The organism is Microbacterium sp. NPDC055521 (assembly GCF_053619695.1).
In genome coordinates this window covers 276,749-295,964 of record NZ_JBSHJX010000002.1, presented here as the reverse complement: position 1 = coordinate 295,964, position 19,216 = coordinate 276,749, and the positions used below count along the sequence as shown (strand labels likewise).

19 protein-coding genes are annotated in these 19,216 nt (G+C 71.3%); 7 read left to right on the top strand and 12 right to left on the bottom strand.

What is annotated here, in order from left to right:
• Positions 1-429: a hypothetical protein gene (locus ACWGSM_RS03285; protein WP_452321533.1), complete on the bottom strand. Its 429-nt coding sequence runs from the start codon at positions 427-429 to the stop codon at positions 1-3.
• Positions 430-496: 67 nt separating this feature from the next.
• Here ACWGSM_RS03285 and ACWGSM_RS03280 point away from each other — a divergent pair, with 67 nt between their 5' ends.
• The gene (locus ACWGSM_RS03280; protein ID WP_452321532.1) at positions 497-775 is read left to right on the top strand and encodes a DUF3499 family protein; all 279 of its coding nucleotides are present in this window, start codon (positions 497-499) and stop codon (positions 773-775) included.
• A gap of 25 nt (positions 776-800) precedes the next feature.
• On the opposite strand, the gene ACWGSM_RS03275 is transcribed toward ACWGSM_RS03280, so the two are convergent.
• On the bottom strand, positions 801-1,610 hold the full coding sequence (locus ACWGSM_RS03275) for an RDD family protein (RefSeq protein ID WP_452321531.1): 810 nt from the start codon (positions 1,608-1,610) through the stop codon (positions 801-803).
• 16 nt (positions 1,611-1,626) lie between these two features.
• Here ACWGSM_RS03275 and ACWGSM_RS03270 point away from each other — a divergent pair, with 16 nt between their 5' ends.
• The gene (locus ACWGSM_RS03270) at positions 1,627-2,616 is read left to right on the top strand and encodes a stage II sporulation protein M (protein ID WP_452321592.1); all 990 of its coding nucleotides are present in this window, start codon (positions 1,627-1,629) and stop codon (positions 2,614-2,616) included.
• Here ACWGSM_RS03270 and ACWGSM_RS03265 read toward each other — a convergent pair.
• The 8 genes from ACWGSM_RS03265 to ACWGSM_RS03230 all read right to left on the bottom strand — a co-directional run bounded on the left by ACWGSM_RS03265 (position 2,603) and on the right by ACWGSM_RS03230 (position 11,107).
• Positions 2,603-3,424, bottom strand: a complete 822-nt coding sequence (locus ACWGSM_RS03265; RefSeq protein ID WP_452321530.1) for an aquaporin — start codon at positions 3,422-3,424, stop codon at positions 2,603-2,605. The genes ACWGSM_RS03270 and ACWGSM_RS03265 overlap by 14 nt on opposite strands.
• 136 nt (positions 3,425-3,560) lie before the next feature.
• On the bottom strand, positions 3,561-5,057 hold the full coding sequence (locus ACWGSM_RS03260; protein ID WP_452321529.1) for a catalase: 1,497 nt from the start codon (positions 5,055-5,057) through the stop codon (positions 3,561-3,563).
• Entirely contained in the window at positions 5,050-5,487 is a 438-nt protein-coding gene (locus ACWGSM_RS03255; protein WP_452321528.1) for a Fur family transcriptional regulator, read from the bottom strand. Before ACWGSM_RS03255 ends, ACWGSM_RS03260 begins: the two co-directional genes overlap by 8 nt.
• 54 nt (positions 5,488-5,541) lie before the next feature.
• On the bottom strand, positions 5,542-6,849 hold the full coding sequence (locus tag ACWGSM_RS03250) for a DUF58 domain-containing protein (protein WP_452321527.1): 1,308 nt from the start codon (positions 6,847-6,849) through the stop codon (positions 5,542-5,544).
• Between the two features lies 1 nt (position 6,850).
• On the bottom strand, positions 6,851-7,774 hold the full coding sequence (locus tag ACWGSM_RS03245; protein ID WP_452321591.1) for an AAA family ATPase: 924 nt from the start codon (positions 7,772-7,774) through the stop codon (positions 6,851-6,853).
• 56 nt (positions 7,775-7,830) lie between these two features.
• Positions 7,831-9,021: a DUF4350 domain-containing protein gene (locus tag ACWGSM_RS03240; RefSeq protein ID WP_452321526.1), complete on the bottom strand. Its 1,191-nt coding sequence runs from the start codon at positions 9,019-9,021 to the stop codon at positions 7,831-7,833.
• Positions 9,018-9,680: a DUF4129 domain-containing protein gene (locus ACWGSM_RS03235; RefSeq protein ID WP_452321525.1), complete on the bottom strand. Its 663-nt coding sequence runs from the start codon at positions 9,678-9,680 to the stop codon at positions 9,018-9,020. Before ACWGSM_RS03235 ends, ACWGSM_RS03240 begins: the two co-directional genes overlap by 4 nt.
• Positions 9,677-11,107, bottom strand: coding sequence for a glycerophosphoryl diester phosphodiesterase membrane domain-containing protein (locus tag ACWGSM_RS03230; protein WP_452321524.1), 1,431 nt, complete (start codon positions 11,105-11,107; stop codon positions 9,677-9,679). Before ACWGSM_RS03230 ends, ACWGSM_RS03235 begins: the two co-directional genes overlap by 4 nt.
• 161 nt (positions 11,108-11,268) lie before the next feature.
• Between ACWGSM_RS03230 and mtrA the strand changes: the two genes are divergently transcribed.
• The 5 genes from mtrA to hpf all read left to right on the top strand — a co-directional run bounded on the left by mtrA (position 11,269) and on the right by hpf (position 16,907).
• Positions 11,269-11,949 carry an MtrAB system response regulator MtrA gene (gene mtrA, locus ACWGSM_RS03225; RefSeq protein WP_313357822.1) on the top strand — a complete coding sequence of 227 codons (681 nt, stop codon included), beginning with the start codon at positions 11,269-11,271 and terminating at the stop codon, positions 11,947-11,949.
• An 8-nt stretch (positions 11,950-11,957) separates the two neighbouring features.
• A complete protein-coding gene (mtrB, locus tag ACWGSM_RS03220; protein ID WP_452321523.1) occupies positions 11,958-13,697 on the top strand; it encodes an MtrAB system histidine kinase MtrB in 1,740 nt (579 codons plus the stop codon).
• Positions 13,694-15,412, top strand: coding sequence for an LpqB family beta-propeller domain-containing protein (locus ACWGSM_RS03215; RefSeq protein WP_452321522.1), 1,719 nt, complete (start codon positions 13,694-13,696; stop codon positions 15,410-15,412). Before mtrB ends, ACWGSM_RS03215 begins: the two co-directional genes overlap by 4 nt.
• 92 nt (positions 15,413-15,504) lie before the next feature.
• Positions 15,505-16,149 carry a ComF family protein gene (locus ACWGSM_RS03210; protein ID WP_452321521.1) on the top strand — a complete coding sequence of 215 codons (645 nt, stop codon included), beginning with the start codon at positions 15,505-15,507 and terminating at the stop codon, positions 16,147-16,149.
• Positions 16,150-16,250: 101 nt separating this feature from the next.
• Positions 16,251-16,907 carry a ribosome hibernation-promoting factor, HPF/YfiA family gene (gene hpf / locus ACWGSM_RS03205; RefSeq protein WP_452321520.1) on the top strand — a complete coding sequence of 219 codons (657 nt, stop codon included), beginning with the start codon at positions 16,251-16,253 and terminating at the stop codon, positions 16,905-16,907.
• 89 nt (positions 16,908-16,996) lie between these two features.
• On the opposite strand, the gene ACWGSM_RS03200 is transcribed toward hpf, so the two are convergent.
• Complete coding sequence (locus ACWGSM_RS03200) at positions 16,997-18,325, bottom strand: hypothetical protein (RefSeq protein ID WP_452321519.1); 1,329 nt, start codon at positions 18,323-18,325, stop codon at positions 16,997-16,999.
• Between the two features lie 82 nt (positions 18,326-18,407).
• Positions 18,408-19,001 (bottom strand): PadR family transcriptional regulator, encoded by a 594-nt coding sequence (locus ACWGSM_RS03195; RefSeq protein WP_452321518.1) that lies wholly within the window; start codon positions 18,999-19,001, stop codon positions 18,408-18,410.
• Between the last annotated feature and the right edge of the window lie 215 nt (positions 19,002-19,216).

The window sequence follows — 19,216 nt, the reverse complement described above, 5'->3', positions numbered from 1 at the left end:
TCAGTGGTCGCGGCCGTCGGGTCCGAGTTCCCAGGGCTCGCGCCCGACATATTCCGCCGCCGCGTGGAACACGGCGCTCTCGACGGCCATGCGGCGGTGCGCTGCGTCGTCGTGCCCCTTCGGCAGCAGACGCTCGATCGGCACGCGGTACAGCGTCACGCGCTGGGCTGCCGGGTCGGCGCGCCAGAGCGGGATGCCGTCGGCGCGGTCGTGCGCGGGCATCGCGGCGATCTCGAAGCGGACCTCGCGCAGCTCTTCCCAGGTGCCGCGGAGGTATTCGACGGCGCTGCCGACCGTGATCTCGAACCGGTCGAGTCGCCCGTCGAGCGGGGGCAGGGGTGGTCGGACGACCTCACTGCGCCCGAGGCGGCCGTGGCGGCCGTGACGTGCGCCGCGCCGCGGTGCGGGGGAGGAGCGTCGGCCGGGCATGCCGAAAGTCTATGCGCTGCCGCGCGGCTGCACCTCTCTCACCCGACCCGGTCATAGTGTGGACGCGATGGACGAACGACTCCGCCATGACCGAACACCGCGCCTCGACGAAGGGCCGCGCCTCGACGCGTATCTGGCCGTCGGCGAACGGCTGTGCTCGAAGGTCGCCTGTGCGCGCGAGGCGGTCGCGACGCTCACCTTCGACTACGGCGATCAGATGGCCGCGCTCGGTCCGCTCGGCCCCGGTGGCGACCCGCACGCGCACGACCTGTGCGCTCAGCATGCGGACCGGCTCTCGGTGCCCGCCGGATGGCTGGTGATCCGCCACGAGGCGATGCGCTCGTGACGACGTGCGGCTGATCGGCCTCTCGTCAGAGGCCGATGCGCCGCCCGCTCAGTCGCTCGGCTCGCTCATCGGCGAGGGCCAGCGCCCGCTGCTCGCGCTGGCGACGCAGCACCGTGATGCCCCGCAGCAGCTCCTCGGGGGTCACGGCGGGCAGCGGTGAGATGTACGGCTGCGCCTCGAGGGCGAGTTCGTGCGCGACGCTCGCGCGCGCCGAGGGCGACAGACGCTGCGCGTTGGCGAGGAACTGGGAGATGCGCCGAGCGAGGCGATCGGGCATCCGGGCGACGTCGGCGACGGTCGCCCACCCGTGCAGCGACGGCGGCAGGTGCGGCTGATGCGAGGGCAGCGCGGGCGTGCGCACGCGCTGCGAGTAGGTCCCGGCGACGAGATCCCCGAGGCGCTGCGAGCGCGCGGTGAGCGCACCGGTGATCACCGCCGCCCCACCGAAAGTCATGTACACCTCGAGCACGCCCACGAGCGCGCGGATGAACGTGTGCCGGAAGGTGATCGCCCCGCCGTCGACGCGGACGATCCGTCCGCCGACCGCGAGCTTGCCGACGCTGCGGCCGCGCATCGCGACCTCGACGGTGATCGGCAGCACGAGGAAGCTCAGCACCGCCGCGCAGATCACCAGGATGCGGAAGGTGTGCTCGGTCAGCAGGCCCTCGCTCATCAGCCACACCTGCACGAACGTGACGGCGAGGAACAGCGCGAACCCGATGACCATGTCGATCAGTGCGCCGGCGGCGCGCAGCACGAAGCCGACCGGCTGCACGTCGATGGCGACGGCCTCGCCGGACAGGATCTCCTGCTCGTCGGTGATCGTGGCAGACATGAGTACAGTAAATCAGGTGGATGCCGATGCCCTCGCCGACGCCCGCCGCCCGGAATGGGAACGGCTCGATGCGCTGAGCCGCAGACGGCGCCTGAGCGGCGCGGAGGTCGACGAGCTGATCATCCGATACCGCGCGGCATCCGCCGATCTCGCCGAGCTGAAGACCTCGGTGGGTGACTCGCCGCAGGGCGCGTACCTGTCGACGATCCTCGCCGCCGCGCGGCTGCGATTCACCGGGGCGAGCGACAACGTTCTCGCACAGGCCGGACGCTTCTTCGCGCTGCAGCTGCCTGCGGCGCTTTACCGGATCCGCTGGACGACCGGCATCATCGCGGTCGCGTTCGTGCTCGTGGTCGCGATCACGGGCGCCTGGATCGCCAGTGACCCGGCGCGAATCGCGTCGCTGGGACCGCCCGACGTGCTCAGGCAGTACGCCGAGGAGGACTTCGTCGACTACTACGGCCCGATGGCGTCGTTCGCGGGAATGGTGTGGCTGAACAACGCCTGGATCGCCATGCAGTGCGTGCTGTTCGGCGTGACCGGCATCTGGCCGGTGTGGATGCTGATCCAGAACGCCTTCGGGCTCGGCGTCGCGGCTGCGGTGATGTCGGCCTACGGGCATCTCGACACGATGCTGCTGCACATCCTGCCGCACGGGCTGCTCGAGCTGACCGCGATCTTCGTCGCGGCCGCCGCCGGCCTGCACATCTTCTGGGCGTGGGCGGCCCCCGGAAGACGGACCAGAGCCGAATCGCTCGCGGCGGGCGGGCGATCGCTCGCCACGGTCGCGATCGGTCTGGTGTTCGCGCTGTTCCTCTCCGGCCTCGTCGAGGGCTTCGTCACCGGCTCGGATCTGCCGTGGCCGGTGAAGATCGGCATCGGAGCGCTGGCTCTGGGCGCGTTCCTGTTCTACATGCTCGTCATCGGCCGACGTGCCGCGCGCCGCGGCGAGAGCGGCGACCTCGTCGAGTACGAAGCGGGCACGCCGACACTCACCGCGGGGTGAGCGGGGTCGAGCCCGCGTCAGTCGCGCCCCCGTCGACCGTGCCGTCGGACTCGACCGTGCCGTCGAACAGCGCACGGTAGGCGACCCCGATGGCCGCCGCTGCGAGGGCGGGGAAGACGAGGAACACCCAGAGCTGGGCGAGCGGGCCGATCCCGCCGTAGATGGCGGTGGCGATGGAGCGCGCCGGGTTCGCGGCACCCCCGGCGACCGGGATGGCGACGAACTGGATGGCGGCGAAGGTGAGGCCGATCGCCACGCCGCCCGCTGCGGCGCGGCGCTCGGGGTGCGTCACGCTGAGGAACACCAGCACGAGCAGGGCGGTGAGGACGACCTCGATGACGATCGCCGCGGGCATCCCGAAGCCGCCGGGTGAGAGCGTGCCCCAGCCGGTGCTCGCGAACCCGGCATCCTGGACTCGCTCCAGCCAGCGTTCGGGGCCGAACAGGCCGACGACGATGAGCGCCGTCGACGCGATCACGCCGCCGACGACCTGGGCGAGCACGTACGGCAGCGCATCGCGCCATGCCAGACGGCCCGCGGCTGCGGCGCCGATGGTCACGGCGGGGGAGAAGTGCCCGCCCGAGATTCCCGCGAACGAGGTGAAGGCGGCGAGCAGCGCGATGCCGAATGCGAGCGCGACCGTCAGGTTGACCGCCGACCCCGCCCCGGGATCGGCGAACAGCGTGGCGGTGAACAGCGACGCTCCGACGCCGATGAACACGATCAGGAACGAGCCGAAGCCCTCGGCGGTGAGCCGGGCGCTGCGGGAGGCGGCCGCGGCTGCGACGGACGTGCGGGGTTCGGTCATGCCGGTTCTCCTCATCATGCCGGCCTCGCGCCGGATCGTCCTTCGATGATCCCGCATCGCGATGCCAGCCGTGCCGGCACACGCCGAGGCCCCTCCATCGCGGGGATGAAGGGGCCTCGTGTGCGCGTGAGCCGGATTACTCGCCGATGCCGATCGGCTCGGGCTCACCGATCGGTGCACCCGCGAGCGCACGCAGCTGGGCTTCGAGGTCCTGGTCGACCTGGCCCCAGTACCAGAAGAAGCGCTCCTGGATGGCGGGAACGGTCAGTCCGTTGTACTGGCCGACGAGGGTCTGCACGAATCGCTCGCGCGCCTCGTCGTCGAACACCTCGCGGTAGAGGATGCTCGCCTGGACGAAGTCGCCGTCATCCTCGCGCAGCGTGGCCGCAGAGCGCACCAGCTCGCCGTCGGACTCCCAGCTCGCCTCGACGCCCAGCAGCGGGTCGGCCTCGGGGCCGCCTGCGGCACCGTACGAGTTCGGGGTGTACACCCGGTGCTCGGCGGGGGCGTAGTGGTACTGCATCTGACCCTCGTGCATGTAGTTGCGCACCTGGGCCGCGTGCGGCTGGTTCACCGGCAGCTGGTTGAAGTTCGCGCCGATGCGGTAGCGCTGCGCGTCGGAGTACGAGAACACGCGCGCCATGAGCATCTTGTCGGGCGAGATGCCGGTGCCGGGAACCTGGTTGCCGGGCGAGAAGGCCGCCTGCTCGATCTCGGCGAAGAAGTTCTGCGGGTTGCGGTTGAGCGTGAACGTGCCCACCTTGATGCGCGGGTAGTCCTTCTTCGACCACGTCTTGGTGAGGTCGAATGGGTTATAGCGGTAGGTCTTCGCCTCTTCGTACGGCATGATCTGCACGTGCACGTCCCACTTGGGGAAGTCGCCGCGCTCGATCGCCTCGTACAGGTCGCGACGGTAGTAGTCGGCGTCCTCACCGGCGATGCGCTCGGCCTCGCCGGCCGACATGCGCTCCACACCCTGGTGGGAGAGGAAGTGGTACTTCACCCAGAAGCGCTCTCCGGCTGCGTTGACCCACTGGTAGGTGTGCGAGCCGTAGCCGTTGAGGTGGCGCCACGAGCGCGACAGGCCGCGGTCGCCCATCACATAGGTGACCTGGTGGGCCGACTCGGGGGAGAGGGTCCAGAAGTCCCACTGCATGTCGGCGTTGCGCAGACCGGAGGCGCCGAGGCGCTTCTGCGAGTGGATGAAGTCGGGGAACTTCATCGCGTCGCGCAGGAAGAAGGTCGGGGTGTTGTTGCCGACGATGTCGAGGTTGCCCTCGGTGGTGTAGAAGCGCAGCGAGAAGCCGCGGACGTCGCGCCAGGTGTCGGGCGAGCCCTGCTCGCCGGCGACGGACGAGAAGCGCAGCAGCGTCTCGCTCTTCGCGCCGGGCTGGAAGACGGCCGCGCGGGTGTATGCCGAGACGTCCTCGGTGACCTCGAACTCGCCGAACGCGCCGCCGCCCTTGGCGTGCGGGTTGCGCTCCGGCACGCGCTCGCGGTTGAACGAGGCGAGCTTCTCGACCAGGTACCGGTCGTGCAGCGCCGTGACGCCATCGGCGCCCACGGTCAGCGAGTGCGCGTCACTCGCGACCGGAGTTCCTGTCTGGGTGGTGGTTGCGGGCTTGTCAGCCATTGCCGTTCCTTTCGCATTCGGGACAGAGGGCTCGGTAGGTGACCGCGGCTTCGAGGATTCGCATGCCGTGGTCGTGGGAGGGGTGCAGGCAGGGGGCTGCGCCGATCGCGCAGGCGACGTCTTCGACGCGCCCGCAGCCGACGCACTGCACGTGGTGGTGATTGTCGTCGCTGCGCAGCTCGTACAGCGCGCTGCCGACGTCGGGCAGGTTGACGCGCTGCACGATGGCGGCGTCGGTGAGGTCGTTCAGGATGCCGTGGACCGTCGCCAGCGCGATGCCGGGGAGTGCCTCGCGGATGCCGGTGAAGACGATGTCCGCCGAAGCGTGCGGCCGTGCGGCGAGAGCCTCGAGCACACGGATCCGCTGCACGGTGACGCGCAGTCCGGCATCGCGCAGGCGCTGCTGGGCAGCGGTGTCGGAGGGGGGCATGCCCCCAATCTTATTCTGAATGAGTCAGAAAAGCGAATGCGTCGGGTCAGCGCGTCACAGACGTCCCGCGGCTTTGAGCTCCAGGTAGCGGTCGGCGATGCGCGGCGGCAGCTGCTCGGGATCCGCAGCGATCGCCTCCCCACCGGCGCGACGGATGGCGTCGGCGACGACCTGCGCATCGGCCATCGTCTGCTCGGCCGCGGCGGCGAGGTAGACGTCGGCTCTCGACTCCCGTCGCCGGGCGAGGTCCCCGATCGACTCGTCGGTCACCGAGCCGACCAGCACGGTCGTCGCCCGAGAGGCGGCGGGGAACGCCCCGAGGAAGCCCCGGGCGGTCTCCGCCGCGTCCTGCGCGGTGAGCACGACGATCAGCGACGGCCGCGTGGTGAGCGTGCGGATCGCGGCGAACGCGCCGGCCCAGTCGGTGTCGACCAGGCGCGCGTGCACCGGTGCCATCGCGTCGGTCAGCGCCGGCAGAAGGGCGGCGCCCTCGACCCCGGTGACGCGTGCGCGGGTCGCCCGGTCGTACATGAGCAGGTTGATGTGGTCGCCCGCACGCGCGGCCAGGGCGGAGAGCAGCAGAGCGGCCTCGAGCGAGGCGTCGAGCCGGGTGCTGTCGCCGACGCGCGCGGCGGCGGTGCGGCCGGTGTCGATCAGGATCACGACCTGGCGGTCGCGCTCCGGGCGCCAGGTGCGCAGCATGGTGGTGCCTGCTCGTGCGGTGGCCCGCCAGTCGATGGAGCGGATGTCGTCGCCGCGCACATACTCGCGCAGCGAATCGAATTCGGTGCCCTGGCCCCTCACCTGGATGGAGGTGTTCCCGTCGAGCTCGCGCAGTCGGGCGAGGCGCGACGGCAGGTGCTTGCGTGAGCTGAACGCGGGCAGCACGCGCAGCGCCCCCCGCACGTCGTGCCGCGTCTGTCGTCCGGCGAGCCCCAGAGGTCCGCGCGAGCGCACCACGACGAACTCGCTGACCAGCTCGCCGCGGCGTCGCGGCAGCAGCGGCACCTCGAAGCGGCGACGCTCGCCCGCCGGGATGCTGAGCGGCACGCGCTCGTCCGAAGCGCCTGCGGTCGGCTGCCAGGCGTCGCGCAGCTGCCCGCGGAGCGTGCGACCGCCGACGTTCTGCACGGCGACGCTGGTCTGCACCGGCTCGCCCAGTCGCGCCCGCGCGGGGATCGACCGGGTGACGATCAGCGCACGCGGGTCAGGAGCGGTCACGACGTCGATCGTCACGAGCACGACGCACAGCAGCATCCAGCCTCCGAACACCGCCCATGGCGGCGCACCGGCAGCGCCGAGCAGCGCGGTCGGCACGACACCCAGCGCGATCAGCGGGGCGAGCAGGGCGGTGACGAACATGTCAGATCGGCACTCGGGTCTGCTGCACCACCGACTGCAGCACGGCGTCGGGGGAGACGCCCTCCATCTGGGCATCCGGTCGCAGCTGCAGGCGGTGACGCCACACCGGCATGAGCATGGTCTGCACGTGATCGGGCGTCACGGCCGTCGAGGCGTTCAGCCAGGCCCAGGCCTTGGCGGCCGCGAGCAGTGCGGTCGACGCGCGGGGGCTGGCGCCCAGCTCGACCGAGGGTGAGTGCCGGGTGGCCCGCGCCAGGTCGACGACGTACCCGAGCACGTCATCGTTCACCTGCACGCGCGCCGCGGCGTCCTGCGCGGCGCGGATCTCATCGGCGGTCACGGCGGCCTGCACGCCGGTGAGCAGGCGCGGCGAGAACCCGCTCGCGTGCAGCCGCAGCACCGAGACCTCCGCGTCGCGCTCGGGCATCCCGACCACGAGCTTCATCAGGAACCGGTCGAGCTGCGCCTCGGGCAGCGTGTACGTGCCCTCGTGCTCGACGGGGTTCTGCGTGGCGGCGACGAGGAACGGATCCGGCAGCGGCCGGCTCATGCCGTCGGCAGACACCTGACGCTCTTCCATCGCCTCCAGCAGGGCGGCCTGCGTCTTGGGAGGAGTGCGGTTGATCTCGTCGGCGAGCAGGATGTTGGTGAACACGGGGCCCGCGCGGAACTCGAACTCGCCGGTGCGGGCGTCGTAGACGAGAGAGCCGGTGACGTCGCCCGGCATGAGGTCGGGGGTGAACTGCACCCGCTTGGTGTCGAGTCCGACGGCGCGTGCGAAGCTGCGCACCACGAGGGTCTTCGCAACTCCCGGCACGCCCTCCAGAAGCACGTGGCCGCGGGCCAGCAGCGCGACGAGCAGTCCGGTGACCGTGCCGGCCTGCCCGATCACGGCCTTGTCGACCTCGGTGCGCACGCGGTGCATCGCCTGGCGCAGCGCATCGTCGTCCAGCGTCGCGGTGGGGGTGATGCTCTCATCGCTCACGGGCGGGTCCTTTCGGTATGGGCGGCTATGACCGCCGTCTCGAGTTCGGCGAGTCGTCTGGCGAGCTCGACGAGCTCGCGGTCGTCGGCGGGTGCGGCGCCGCCGAGCAGGTCGTGCAGCGCCCCGCGCGGCACGCCGAGACGGTCGGATGCCGCATCCGCGACTTCCACGTCTGTCGCCCGCGGGCTGAGGGCTAGGCGCTGCGCGAGCCTGGCGCGCGTGCCCGCTCTGATCGCGGCGGCGGCATGCGGGGCGTCCGCGGCCTTGGCAGTGAGGCGGGCCCGGCCGTGCATGGTCTCGGACGCGCGCACCGTCACGGGCAGCGACTCCGAGACCAGGGGGCCGAAGCGCGCTCCACGCCACCAGATCGCGGTGATGCCGGCGAGGAGCAGGAGCAGGATGGCCGGCGTGAGCCACGTGGGGGTGAGTTCGCCGAGGGTCGCGGAATCGTCGGCCACTCGGTCGCCGTCCTCGAGCGATCCGACGTACCAGACCACGTGATCGGTCTGCGCGAGCAGGGCGAGCCCGAGGGCGGCGTTGCCGTTCTCGGCGAGATGGCGGTTGGAGAGCATGCGGGTCGCCTCGACGAACGAGATCCGCGTTCCGTCGCGATCGGCGATCAGCAGCGCGCCGCCGCCGTCTGCGCCACGGAAGCAGCCGTCGACGCCTTCGGCGGGCTGGAACATCCGCTCGGTCTCGACCGTGCCCGTGTCGGCGAACTCGGCGCGATCGCAGCCGGACTCGACCGCGCCGAGACCGCCGGTGCCGGTGCCGAGGTCGAGCAGCTCGAGCATGCGGGCGCTCGTACTGAGCAGCACCACGCGGTCGGCGTCGTCGAGCAGGGCGAGCACCGCGTCGTCGGTGAGAGCGACCGGGTCGGTCAGCACGAGCGTGCTGCCGGGATCGAGCGCGGCGGCGGCTGCCGTGCGACTGCGCACCACCTCGACTTCGGTGCCCTGCTGCCGCACCAGCTCGGCGACCGCCTTCGCACCGCCCGGCGCCGGCGACTCGGGATGGAGCACGCCCTCGAGCGGAGGTGCGGTCGTGACCAGGCGCAGTGAGAGCAGTGCGATACCGACCAGCAGGGCGACGACGAACACCCAGCCGAGCACGTCGGCGCGCCGGCCGCGTCGCGGTGGGGCGGCGGTGCTGCCGAGGGTGTCGGGCGGGGAGACGGCGGAGCTCATGCGGGCACCGTCCCGGTGCCGGCGTGCAGGTGCGGAGCGGTCGTCTTGATGCGCTCGTCCGTCGCGGCGAGTGCACGGTAGTCGGACTCGCTCGCGGACGTGCCCAGGTACCGCACCGCATCGAACAGCGTCGCGGCGGCGTGCAGCGGCTCCGCGAGCTGCGGGAGCGCGGGAGCCGCCTCGCGAGCGATGCCCTGCGCGGTCGCGCCAGGGGCGGGGTCGATGAGGTCGCGCTCGAGCAGCCCGCGGGCGAGGGCGCGGAAGCGCAGCACGACGGCGCCGTCCCAGTCGCCATCGCGCGCGCGGCGCTCGGCGTCGGCGCGCAGCTGAGCCGCCGTGCGGTCGTCCTTCTCTCCGAGCAGGTCCGCGCGGGAGCGCACCGTCCGCGACGAGCGGGGCCGCCCCCAGAGGACGAGCGCGACCACCACGGCGGCGACGACGACGATCGTGATGATCGTGAGCGCCAGGGGGGCGACGGCGCCGGTGCCCTCGCCGTCGAACAGGCCGAAGAACCAGTCGGCGACGTCGGTGGCGAGCTGGTCGAACCAGTTCGGCTTCGCCGCCTGGTATTCCGGCTTCGACAGCTCCTCCTGCGCGCGCCGACGCGCGTCGGCGCCGTCGGGGACGAACACGTCTGCGGCGGCGAGCAGTGCGATCATCCGGCTCCGCCCGGCGCTGCCCAGTCATCGGAGGAGGATGCCGCGGGCGGGGCCGCCGGAGGCGATGCCTGGGGCTGCTGTGCCGGGTAGGGGGTGGGCTGAGCAGGGGAGGGCTGAGCCGGGTGAGCCTGCGCCGGGTGCTGCGGTCCCGGGTAGGGCTGGCCGGGGTATGGCTGTCCGGCGTACGGCTGGCCCGCATAGGGCTGACCCGCATACGGCTGGCCGGTGTACGGCTGACCCGCATAGGGCTGACCCGCGTACGGCTGACCGGCGTACGGCTGACCCGCATAGGGCTGACCGGCGTACGCGCCCGCCGGGTACCCGGCGTAAGCCGTAGCCTGCTGCTTGGGTGGGGGAGTCTTCGACACCGCGCGTGCCGGATCGACAGCGTACGGGTCGCCGAGTTCGGCGTCGGCCGCGCCGTGCGCGCTGCGCTCGACGAAGCGGATCAGCGTCTGATCCAGGCCCTCGTACCGCATGCGGCTGTCGAGGTAGATGAGGGTCGCGCCGGTGCCCTGCACGACGAGCGTGATCGCCTGGACGGCGAGCACGAGGATCTGCGGCAGGATCGTCAGTGTCAGGACGGCGATCACCTCGCTCTCATCGGGTGACCCTGACGGCGCCACGACGCCGCCGAGCACACCCGAGATGATCGAGCCGGGCACGCTGACCACCTGGGCTGCCAGCCCCATGATCGCGCCGATCAGGAACATCACACCGAGTGCAGGCCAGAAGCGACCGCGGATGAGACGCCACGAGCGCACGAGCGCCGTGCCGAGCGGTGCCCTCTCGAGCACGAGGGCGGCGGGCACCACGAGCAGCTTCGTGCCCAGCCACACCACGAGCGGGATGCTCGCGAGCACGAGCAGCACGACGAGCCCCACCGCGAGCCCGATCGAGCCGCCCGAGAAGTCGCTGCCGGCCATGATGGCGATCGCCGCGGCGGCGACCGCGAGCATCCAGAGCAGCACGGCGAGACCCTGCAGCAGCGCATAGCCGAACAGTCGCCAGAACGCGGGGCGCACGCGCGACCACAGCGACCGCAGCGGCGCCTTGCGGCCGAGCGCGGCGAAAGACACATCGGCGGCCACGAGACCCTGCACGATCGAGGTGAAGGCAACGCTCGCGAGCGTGAGCACGATGCCGACCACGATGCTGATCGCGATGGTGCCGGCGATGATCGGCCCCTGATCCGGGGAGCCGGCTGGCACGCTCGCGATACGCGCCGCTGAGAAGCCGGCGACGAGCACGATCACGACCACGGCGATGGCAGTGATGCCGAACTGCACGGCCACGGCGAATCCGAACAGCACCTTCGGGTTGTGCCGCAGAGCGCTGAACGATCGCCCCAGGATCATCCCGAATGTCATCGGGTGCAACGGGATCGCACTCTTCTTCGGTGCGGGGGTCCAGGTCTGACCGCTCATTCGCACTCCCTCCCTGCGCCCTCCCATCGTGGCACACCGCCAAGGTGGGGCGCGTGCGCCGGCCTCCGCGCGTGCAGCGCATTCTCAAGTAGGCTGATCCGAGCCGCCTCACAGGGCGCTGCCGATGCCGCACCGGGAAGAAAGCTGAGGCTGAGCGGAACATGACCTCTCGTATCCTCGTGGTCGACGACGACACGGCGCTCGCCGAGATGATCGGGATCGTGCTGCGCACCGAGGGCTTCGAGGCGCTGTTCTGCGCCGACGGCGCGCTGGCGGTCGACGAGTGGCGCTCCAGCCGCCCCGACCTGGTTCTGCTCGACCTGATGCTGCCGGGAATGGACGGCATCGAGATCTGCACCCGCATCCGCGCCGAATCCGGTGTGCCCATCATCATGCTCACCGCCCGCACCGACACGGCGGATGTCGTGCGCGGCCTCGAGGTCGGCGCCGACGACTACATCGTCAAACCGTTCAATCCGAAGGAGCTGGTGGCACGTATCCGCACCCGTCTCCGGCCTGCACCGCAGACCGAGACCGAGGTGCTGCGGGTCGGCGACCTGACGATCGACGTCGACGCGCACGAGGTGCGCCGCGGCACCGCACCCATCGCGCTGACACCGCTCGAGTTCCAGCTGCTCGTCGCCCTGGCATCCAAGCCGCAGCAGGTCTTCTCTCGCGAGATGCTGCTGGAGCAGGTGTGGGGCTACCACTACAAGGCCGACACGCGCCTGGTGAACGTGCACGTGCAGCGGCTGCGCGCGAAGGTCGAGCTCGACCCCGACAACCCCCGCATCGTGACGACCGTCCGCGGCGTGGGTTATCGCGCGGGCAGCGTCGGCTAGGTCCGAGCGTGGCCGTGAATCCTCCGACGCGCGTCACCGCAGCGCTCTGGGGCGGGCCGCGCAGGTGGCCCGAGGTGCTCTCCGCCCTGTGGCGCACATCGATGCGGTTCCGCGCCACGGCGGTCACGCTGGTGCTCACCTCGCTCGCCATCTTCATCATCTGCGTCGTGATCGCCCTGGTGATCCGCGGCGACCTGTTCGAATCGCGCAAGGACGAAGCGCTGCACAACGCCCGAGCAGCGGTGTCGGCCGCGCAGAAGCAGCTCGACTCAGGACAGACCGGCGATGACCGCGCCACGATCGCCGCGGTGTGGGGCGAAGCGCAGCGCGTGCTGGGCCGGACGGCCTCGTCGAGCCGCATCGTCGGGTTCATCTCCTCGGCCCAGGGCGACGGCTACACGCCGACCGGCTTCCGCAGCCTCGAGTACTCGTCAGCGCAGCTGGCGCTCAGCGACGAGCTGCGCACCCGCGTGAAGCAGGTGGCGACCCGGCAGGCCTGGCAGTCGATCGCTCTGCCCCAGGCGGATGGCACCGTCGCCGCGGGGATCGTCGTCGGCCAGCTGCTCGAGTTCCGCGGTGTGGGCACCTACGAGGTGTACATCGCCTACGATCTGGCGGACGCCGACGAGACCCTGCTCTTCGTGCAGCGCACGCTGTGGTTCGCCGGGATCACGCTCGTCGCGCTGATCACCGGCATCCTGTGGCTGGTGCTGCGCTCGGTGTCCGCGCCGATCATCGAGGCGGCCGAGACCAGTGAGCGTCTCGCGGGGGGCGATCTGGAGGTGCGCCTGCCGGTGTACGGCGAAGACGAGCTCGCGAGCCTCGGGCGCTCGTTCAACGCGATGGCCGACAGCATCCAGAGTCAGATCAAAGAGCTCGCAGAGCTCTCGCTCGTGCAGCAGCGCTTCGTGTCGGACGTCTCGCACGAGCTGCGCACGCCGCTGACCACGATCCGCCTGGCCGCCGAGATGATCAACGACACCAGGGACGATTTCGATCCGGTCACCGCCCGCACCGCAGAGCTGCTGCACACCCAGGTGCAGCGTTTCGAGACGCTGCTGGCGGATCTGCTCGAGATCAGCCGGTACGACGCCGGATCGGTGCAGCTCGAGGTCGAGGCGACCAGCCTCGCCCAGCTCGCCGAGGAGATGGTCGAGCAGATGCGCCCGCTCGCCGCCGGCCACGACACCGAGCTGCGACTGGTGGCGCCGGGCGGCTATTCGCCCGTCGACATGGATCCTCGCCGCGTGCGCCGGGTGCTGCGCAACCTCATCGGCAACGCGATCGAGCACGGCGAGGGAGAGCCGATCGTGATCACCGTCGACAGCGATCAGCACGCCGTGGCGATCGGGGTGCGGGATTTCGGACTCGGCATGCGCCCCGAAGACGTCGAGCACGTGTTCGACAGGTTCTGGCGGGCCGACCCGTCGCGCAAGCGCACGATCGGCGGGACGGGACTGGGGCTCTCGATCGCGCTCGGCGACGCCAGACTGCACCGCGGCACGCTGGAGGTGTGGTCGGAGCTCGGCGTGGGCACGAACTTCGTGCTGACCATCCCGCGCGGCCCCGACGTCGAGATCGGCCGAGGTCCCGTCCCGCTGGAGCCGGCGGAGGGCTTCGTCGACGTCGTCGACGTCACCGAGCCGATCACCCTGCGCGGCGTGCACGACGAGGCGGAGCCGAGCACGCCAGAGGATGAGTCCGGTCGTGGCCGCGACCTCGGCGAGAAGGGACGGCAGACATCATGAGCTCGCGCACCGGCATCCGTCGCCTGTCGGCGATCGCCGCAGCCCTCGCCGCCACCCTCGTGCTGGCAGGCTGCACGGGTCTGCCCACCTCGGGCCCTCCCAACGCCGGACTCGCGGTGGGGGAGGAGATCGAAGAGGCCCCGTTCTCGTTCCTCGCCGAGGATCCCGAGCCAGGGGCGGGCCCCGCCCGGATCGTCGAGGGCTTCCTCGACGCGTCCATGTCGCCGGCGGATTCGTGGGGGACAGCGCGGAAGTTCCTCACCGACGACTTCCAGAGCGCCTGGAAACCCGACGCCGGCGTCACGATCGACAAGTCGGTCGAGGGCCGCGACTACGACTCGACGGCCGAGTCGGATGACGAGGACGCGACGTCGGCGGAGGTCAGCGTCACGCTCGGGCAGGTCGCGAGCGTCGACGGCACCGGCGCCTACAGCGCCGACACCGGCGCGGCGACCGCCACCTACCGGCTCGTGCGCGAGAAGGGCGGCGAGTGGCGCATCGCCGAGGCGCCCGACGGCATCACGCTCGACATCGAGACGTTCGGGCAGGTCTACGAGAAGTTCTCGCTGAAGTACTTCGATCCCACCTGGACCCATCTCGTGCCCGATGTACGCTGGTTCCCGCGCCGGGCCGCCATGGCGACGACGGTGGTGCGGGCGCTGATCTCGGGCGAGCCGAGCGAATGGCTCGCTCCGGCCGTGCGGCCGTTCTCGTCCGACGTCGAGATGGTCGGCGACGCGGTGACTGTCGACGCGTCGCAGGTGGCCTCCGTGCCACTGAACCGCGCGGCGCTGTCTGCCTCGCCGACCGACCTGGCGCGGATGCGCACCCAGCTCGAGGCGAGCCTCGACGGATCGGGGGTGAGCGAGGTGCGTCTGCTCGTCGACGGAGTGCCGCTCGACGCCGGTCGCATCACCGTCGACGACCCGATCATCGACCCGGGCGTGCTGGTGCTCGGCGACGAGATGTTCGGCACTGCCACGTCGGGCGGCAAGATCGCCCCGGTCAGCGGCCTCACCGCGCAGATCGCGAAGATCGTCGACCCGATCGCTGCCATCGACGTCTCGGCCGATGCGCAGCTGGCCTCGGTGCAGCTGCGGGACGGCCGGGTGTTCGCGGTGAGCGACGGCCACACGAACCAGGTCGACGGTCGCAGCGGGCTGATCGCCCCGTCGGTGGATCCGTTCGGGCTGATCTGGACGGTGCCGACCTCCAACCCCGCCGCGGTGCAGGTCTCGACCGCGCAGGCGAGGCCGTCGACGGTCGCCGACGCGTGGCCGTCGGCGGATGCCATCGACCAGCTGCGCGTGTCGGCCGACGGCGCGCGGGTCGCCGCGATCGTCAGCTCCGGCGGTGAGCGCCGCCTCGTCGTCGCGTCCGTCATCCGCGACGAGGAGCAGCGTCCGGTCAGCCTCGGTGCGCCCTACTTCGATGCGGCGCAGCTCTCCGGACCGGTGCAGGGACTGTCGTGGGTCGGTGCCGACGCCGTGGCGGTGCTCAGCGCCACACCCGATCCGACGCTGACGACGCACACGATCGGCGGCCCGTCGACGGTGTCGTCGGCGCCGGCCGGGGCGGCCGCGCTCGCCGGGGCGAAGACGGTCACCGGGGTGCGTGTGCTCTCGACCGACGAATCGGTGTACGCCAAGCGCGGGTCGTTCTGGCAGGAGGCGATCGCCGACGTGCGGGTGCTCGGCACCAGAGCCGGGTACTAACTCGCCCTGCACAGGATGCCGTGCCGCCCGGTTCTCCCCGGGTCGTGCGCTGGCGGGCATCCGGTCCGTGCGGGATCGGGCACAGTCGGAGCATGGATGCGGATCTCGCGCGCCGGATCGCCGGCGATGCCCTCGCGCTGCTGCTCGCCGCGAGCTGCCCCGGGTGCGACCGCAGCGGCACTCTGCTGTGCGACGGATGCCGGATGCTGCTGCGCGCCGAGCCGCAGGTGGTGCACACCCCGCAGGGCATGGCCGTGCACGCCGCGCTGCGGTACGAGGGTGTCCCCGCGCGCGCGGTCAGACGCCTGAAGGAGGACGGCGCGACCATGCTGGCCCGTCCGCTCGGAGCCGCGCTGGCGGGCATCCTGTCCACGACTGCGCATGACGCGCTGATCGTGCCCGTGCCGACCAGCCGCGCGGCGTTCCGTCGGCGCGGCTACCGGGTGCCCGATCTGCTGGTGCGGCGCGCCGGCGCCGCCGCGCAGCGGCTGCTGGTGTCCGCGCGGCGCACGGGGGATCAGCGCGGGCTCGGTCGTGAGGCGCGCGCCCGCAACGTCACGGCGAGCATGCGCGCCGCTCGCCGCGGGCACGGGAAGGTCGTCATCGTCGACGACGTGGTGACCACGGGCGCGACACTCGACGAGGCGGCACGGGCGCTGCGCGCCGCCGGATACACCCCCGTGTGCGCCGTCGCGCTCGCAGCCACACCGCGTCTGCGCGACACGGCCATCTCATGACGAGCGGATAGTGACATGCCGGTGCGCGGCGACTAGCGTAGGTGTTCACAAGGCGACCACGGTCCGCCCTTGGCCGGGCGGACCGGGACAAGGAGACAGTGATGGAAACGAGCATCGTCGGCGTCGGAGTGAGCATCTCCGATCGATTCCGCACCGTTGTCGAAGAGAAGACGGCCCGTATCCAGACGCTCGCCCCGCGGGCGCAGCGACTCGAGATCAAGGTCACCCATCGTGCCTATCGCAACGGACGGATCCCCGATGAGACGGTCGAGCTCACTCTGCTCAGCAAGGGACCGGTGATCCGGGCGGAGGCGGTCGATCCCGACAAGTTCGCCGCGTTCGACCTGGCGCTCGACAAGCTCGCCGAGCAGCTGCGCCGCGCCAAGGAGAAGCGCATCGACGGCCGCAATCACCCCCGCGGCGCTCACTTCGAGAAGGAGAGCGGCGCTCTCGCCGGCATCGATGTGCAGCCGGCGTCGGTCGAGGTGCTGCGCGCCGTGGCGACCGGCGCGATCCCCGTGCAGGCCGACGAGGAAGAGGAGTACTCGCCCGTCGTCATCCGCACCAAGAACTTCGATGCCGAGTGGATGACGGTCGAAGAGGCCGTCGACCGCATGGAGCTGGTCGGGCACGACTTCTTCCTCTTCGTCGACGCCCGCACCGACCACCCGAGCGTGGTCTACCGCCGCAAGGGCTGGGACTACGGTGTCATCTCGCTGACCACCGCAGCCCCGCCGGAGGAGGCGATCGCCTCCTGATCAGCGAAGAGGCGCCTTCCCGGTGGGGAAGGCGCCTCTGTCTGTGTTGGTCCCTGAGACTGCCGAAGGGCCGTGAGCCCGTCGAGGGGCTAGTCGAAGATGCCGTCCAGGATGCTGCCGATCACCAGGCCGCCGAGGACGCCGCCCATGAGGTCGCCGCCGCCCATGCCGCCGCGGCGTCCGCCGCCGCCGCCCCAGCTGTCGCCGCCCCAGCCCTGGTTCTGCGGGCGGGCCGAGTCGATGTCGCGCTGAGCGAGCTGTAGCGCCTCGGATGCCAGCAGAGCCACGCGCCGCGCGGCCGCCAGCGCCTGCTCGCGGGTGTCCTCCGCGGGCAGCATCGCGGGAACGTCCATGCGCAGGCGCTCGGCTTCGGCCAGCCGGGTGCGCGCATCGGCGCCGATCCAGCCCCGATGCCCGGCGATGAGTCCCCGTGCCACGCCCAGCTGGCGGTCGGCGTCATCGAGGGCGTGCTGCACGTGACCGAGGGAGGGGAGCGGGTTCTGCGCACGGTACTGCGCCTTCGCGATCGCCTCGTCGAGAGCGGTGTTGGCGCCGCGCAGCTGGGTGAGCTCGGCGAACGGATCGTTGCGCGTGCCGGACGGTGCGAGCGCGAGCAGAGCGGCCTCGAGCTCGCCGGTCGCCTTCGCGACCTCCGGCGTCTGCGGCGCGTCGCGGGCCGCGACGATGTCGCCGCGGGAGTCGGCGACCACGTCGGCCAGGGTGGACTCGGCGCGCAGCGCCTGGATCTCGAAGTCCTCGACGGCATCCAGCAGGGCACCGGCACGGCGCACGGCCTCGGTCGCGGTCTCGAGGGCGAGGTTCGCCTCCTCGTTCTGGCGTGCCGCCCGTCGACGCTCGGACACGTCTGCGCTGTGCGTGGCGAAGGCGAGCAGCTGCTCGCCTTCGTCGCCCGACGAGGCGATCCGCCGCATCGCGGTCTCGGAGTATCGCGATGAGAGGCGCTCGATGGTCGCGCGCGCCTGGGGGATGCGTGACGCGAGGGATTCGGCATCCCGCCGCACCTGGGCGATGATCTCCGGAGCCCGGCGCACCTTCGCGACCGTCTCGGCCAGCTCGCCGGTCTTCTCGTCGAGGAGGTTCTCGGCCCACTCGCACAGCTGCACGATGCGCGCGTTGCGGGTGCGCAGCTCTTCGACGGTGTCGGGGATCTCGTCGTGGTTCAGCTGGTGCAGCTGGAACGCCTCACCGAGATGCGTGCGCACCGACCGCAGCGCGTTGCCGAGGTCGGCGGTCAGCGAGTCGCCGAGCTCGGCCTGTGCGAACGCGAGCTCGTCGGAGGTGGTGCGGATGCGCTCGTCCGTCGCGACCAGCGCCTGCTCGGCGCGGCGCGCGAGATCCGCGTCCTGCGCTGCCAGCGTCTCGTTCTCACGTCTGCGTCTGCCCCAGAATCCGGCCATGTGACGATCCTACGGTCGTCGGCCGATGCGCGTGCTGTGCATCGGGTGCGCCCGTCGCGAACACCGTGCGCCGGACCGCCGCTCAGGCGGAAGCCTTCGCCGGTCGACCGCGCTTGGGGCGCTCGGTCGACAGCTCCAGCTGCAGCGCATGCTGCGGATGCTCGCTGAGACGCTGCTCGATGTGATCGAGCCAGCGCACCTCGGCCTCGGCGGCGAAGATCATCGAATCGGCCACCAGCGACCGGGCGAGCTCTTCGGGGCCGCCCGGGTCCACGCCGGCGGGCCTGGCGCCGGTCAGCCGTTCCAGCTGCGTGAGCGACGCCGTCCGCTGATGCCGGATGACGCTCGAGACGTCGACGCCGGGCAGGGTGGCGGCGACGGCCAGCTTGATGGCGAGCTCGTCGCGGGTGCCGTGTCCGCGCTCGACCGGGCGATCCAGCCAGACGCGCACCTCTGCCCGCCCCGCGGGCGTGATCTGCCAGTAGACGTGCCCGCGCTCGTCTGTCGCGCCCCTCTCGACGAGGCCGTCGCGCTCGAGGCGTTCGAGGGTGTTGTAGATCTGGCCCACGTTGAGCGGCCAGGTCGAGCCGGTGCGGCGATCGAACTCGGCGCGCAGCTGATAGCCGTAGCACCGCCCCTGGTCGAGGATGGCGAGCAGGCTCTGGCGAACGGACATGTGACTCCTCGACCGGCCGCGCCGGTATTGCGTTTCTCGGTATATGCATATCCGGCAACATCGGATGCCTGCGGGATCCCGCGCGGCGTGTCCGTTCGCCGTGAGCGTGCACCGACCTGCGGGTGCACAGCGTGCGCAGGTCACGCGCCGGTAACATGGCAAAGCATGTCCGGTGCAGACCGTTGTTCCGGGACGTATATCCAAGGGAGACATCC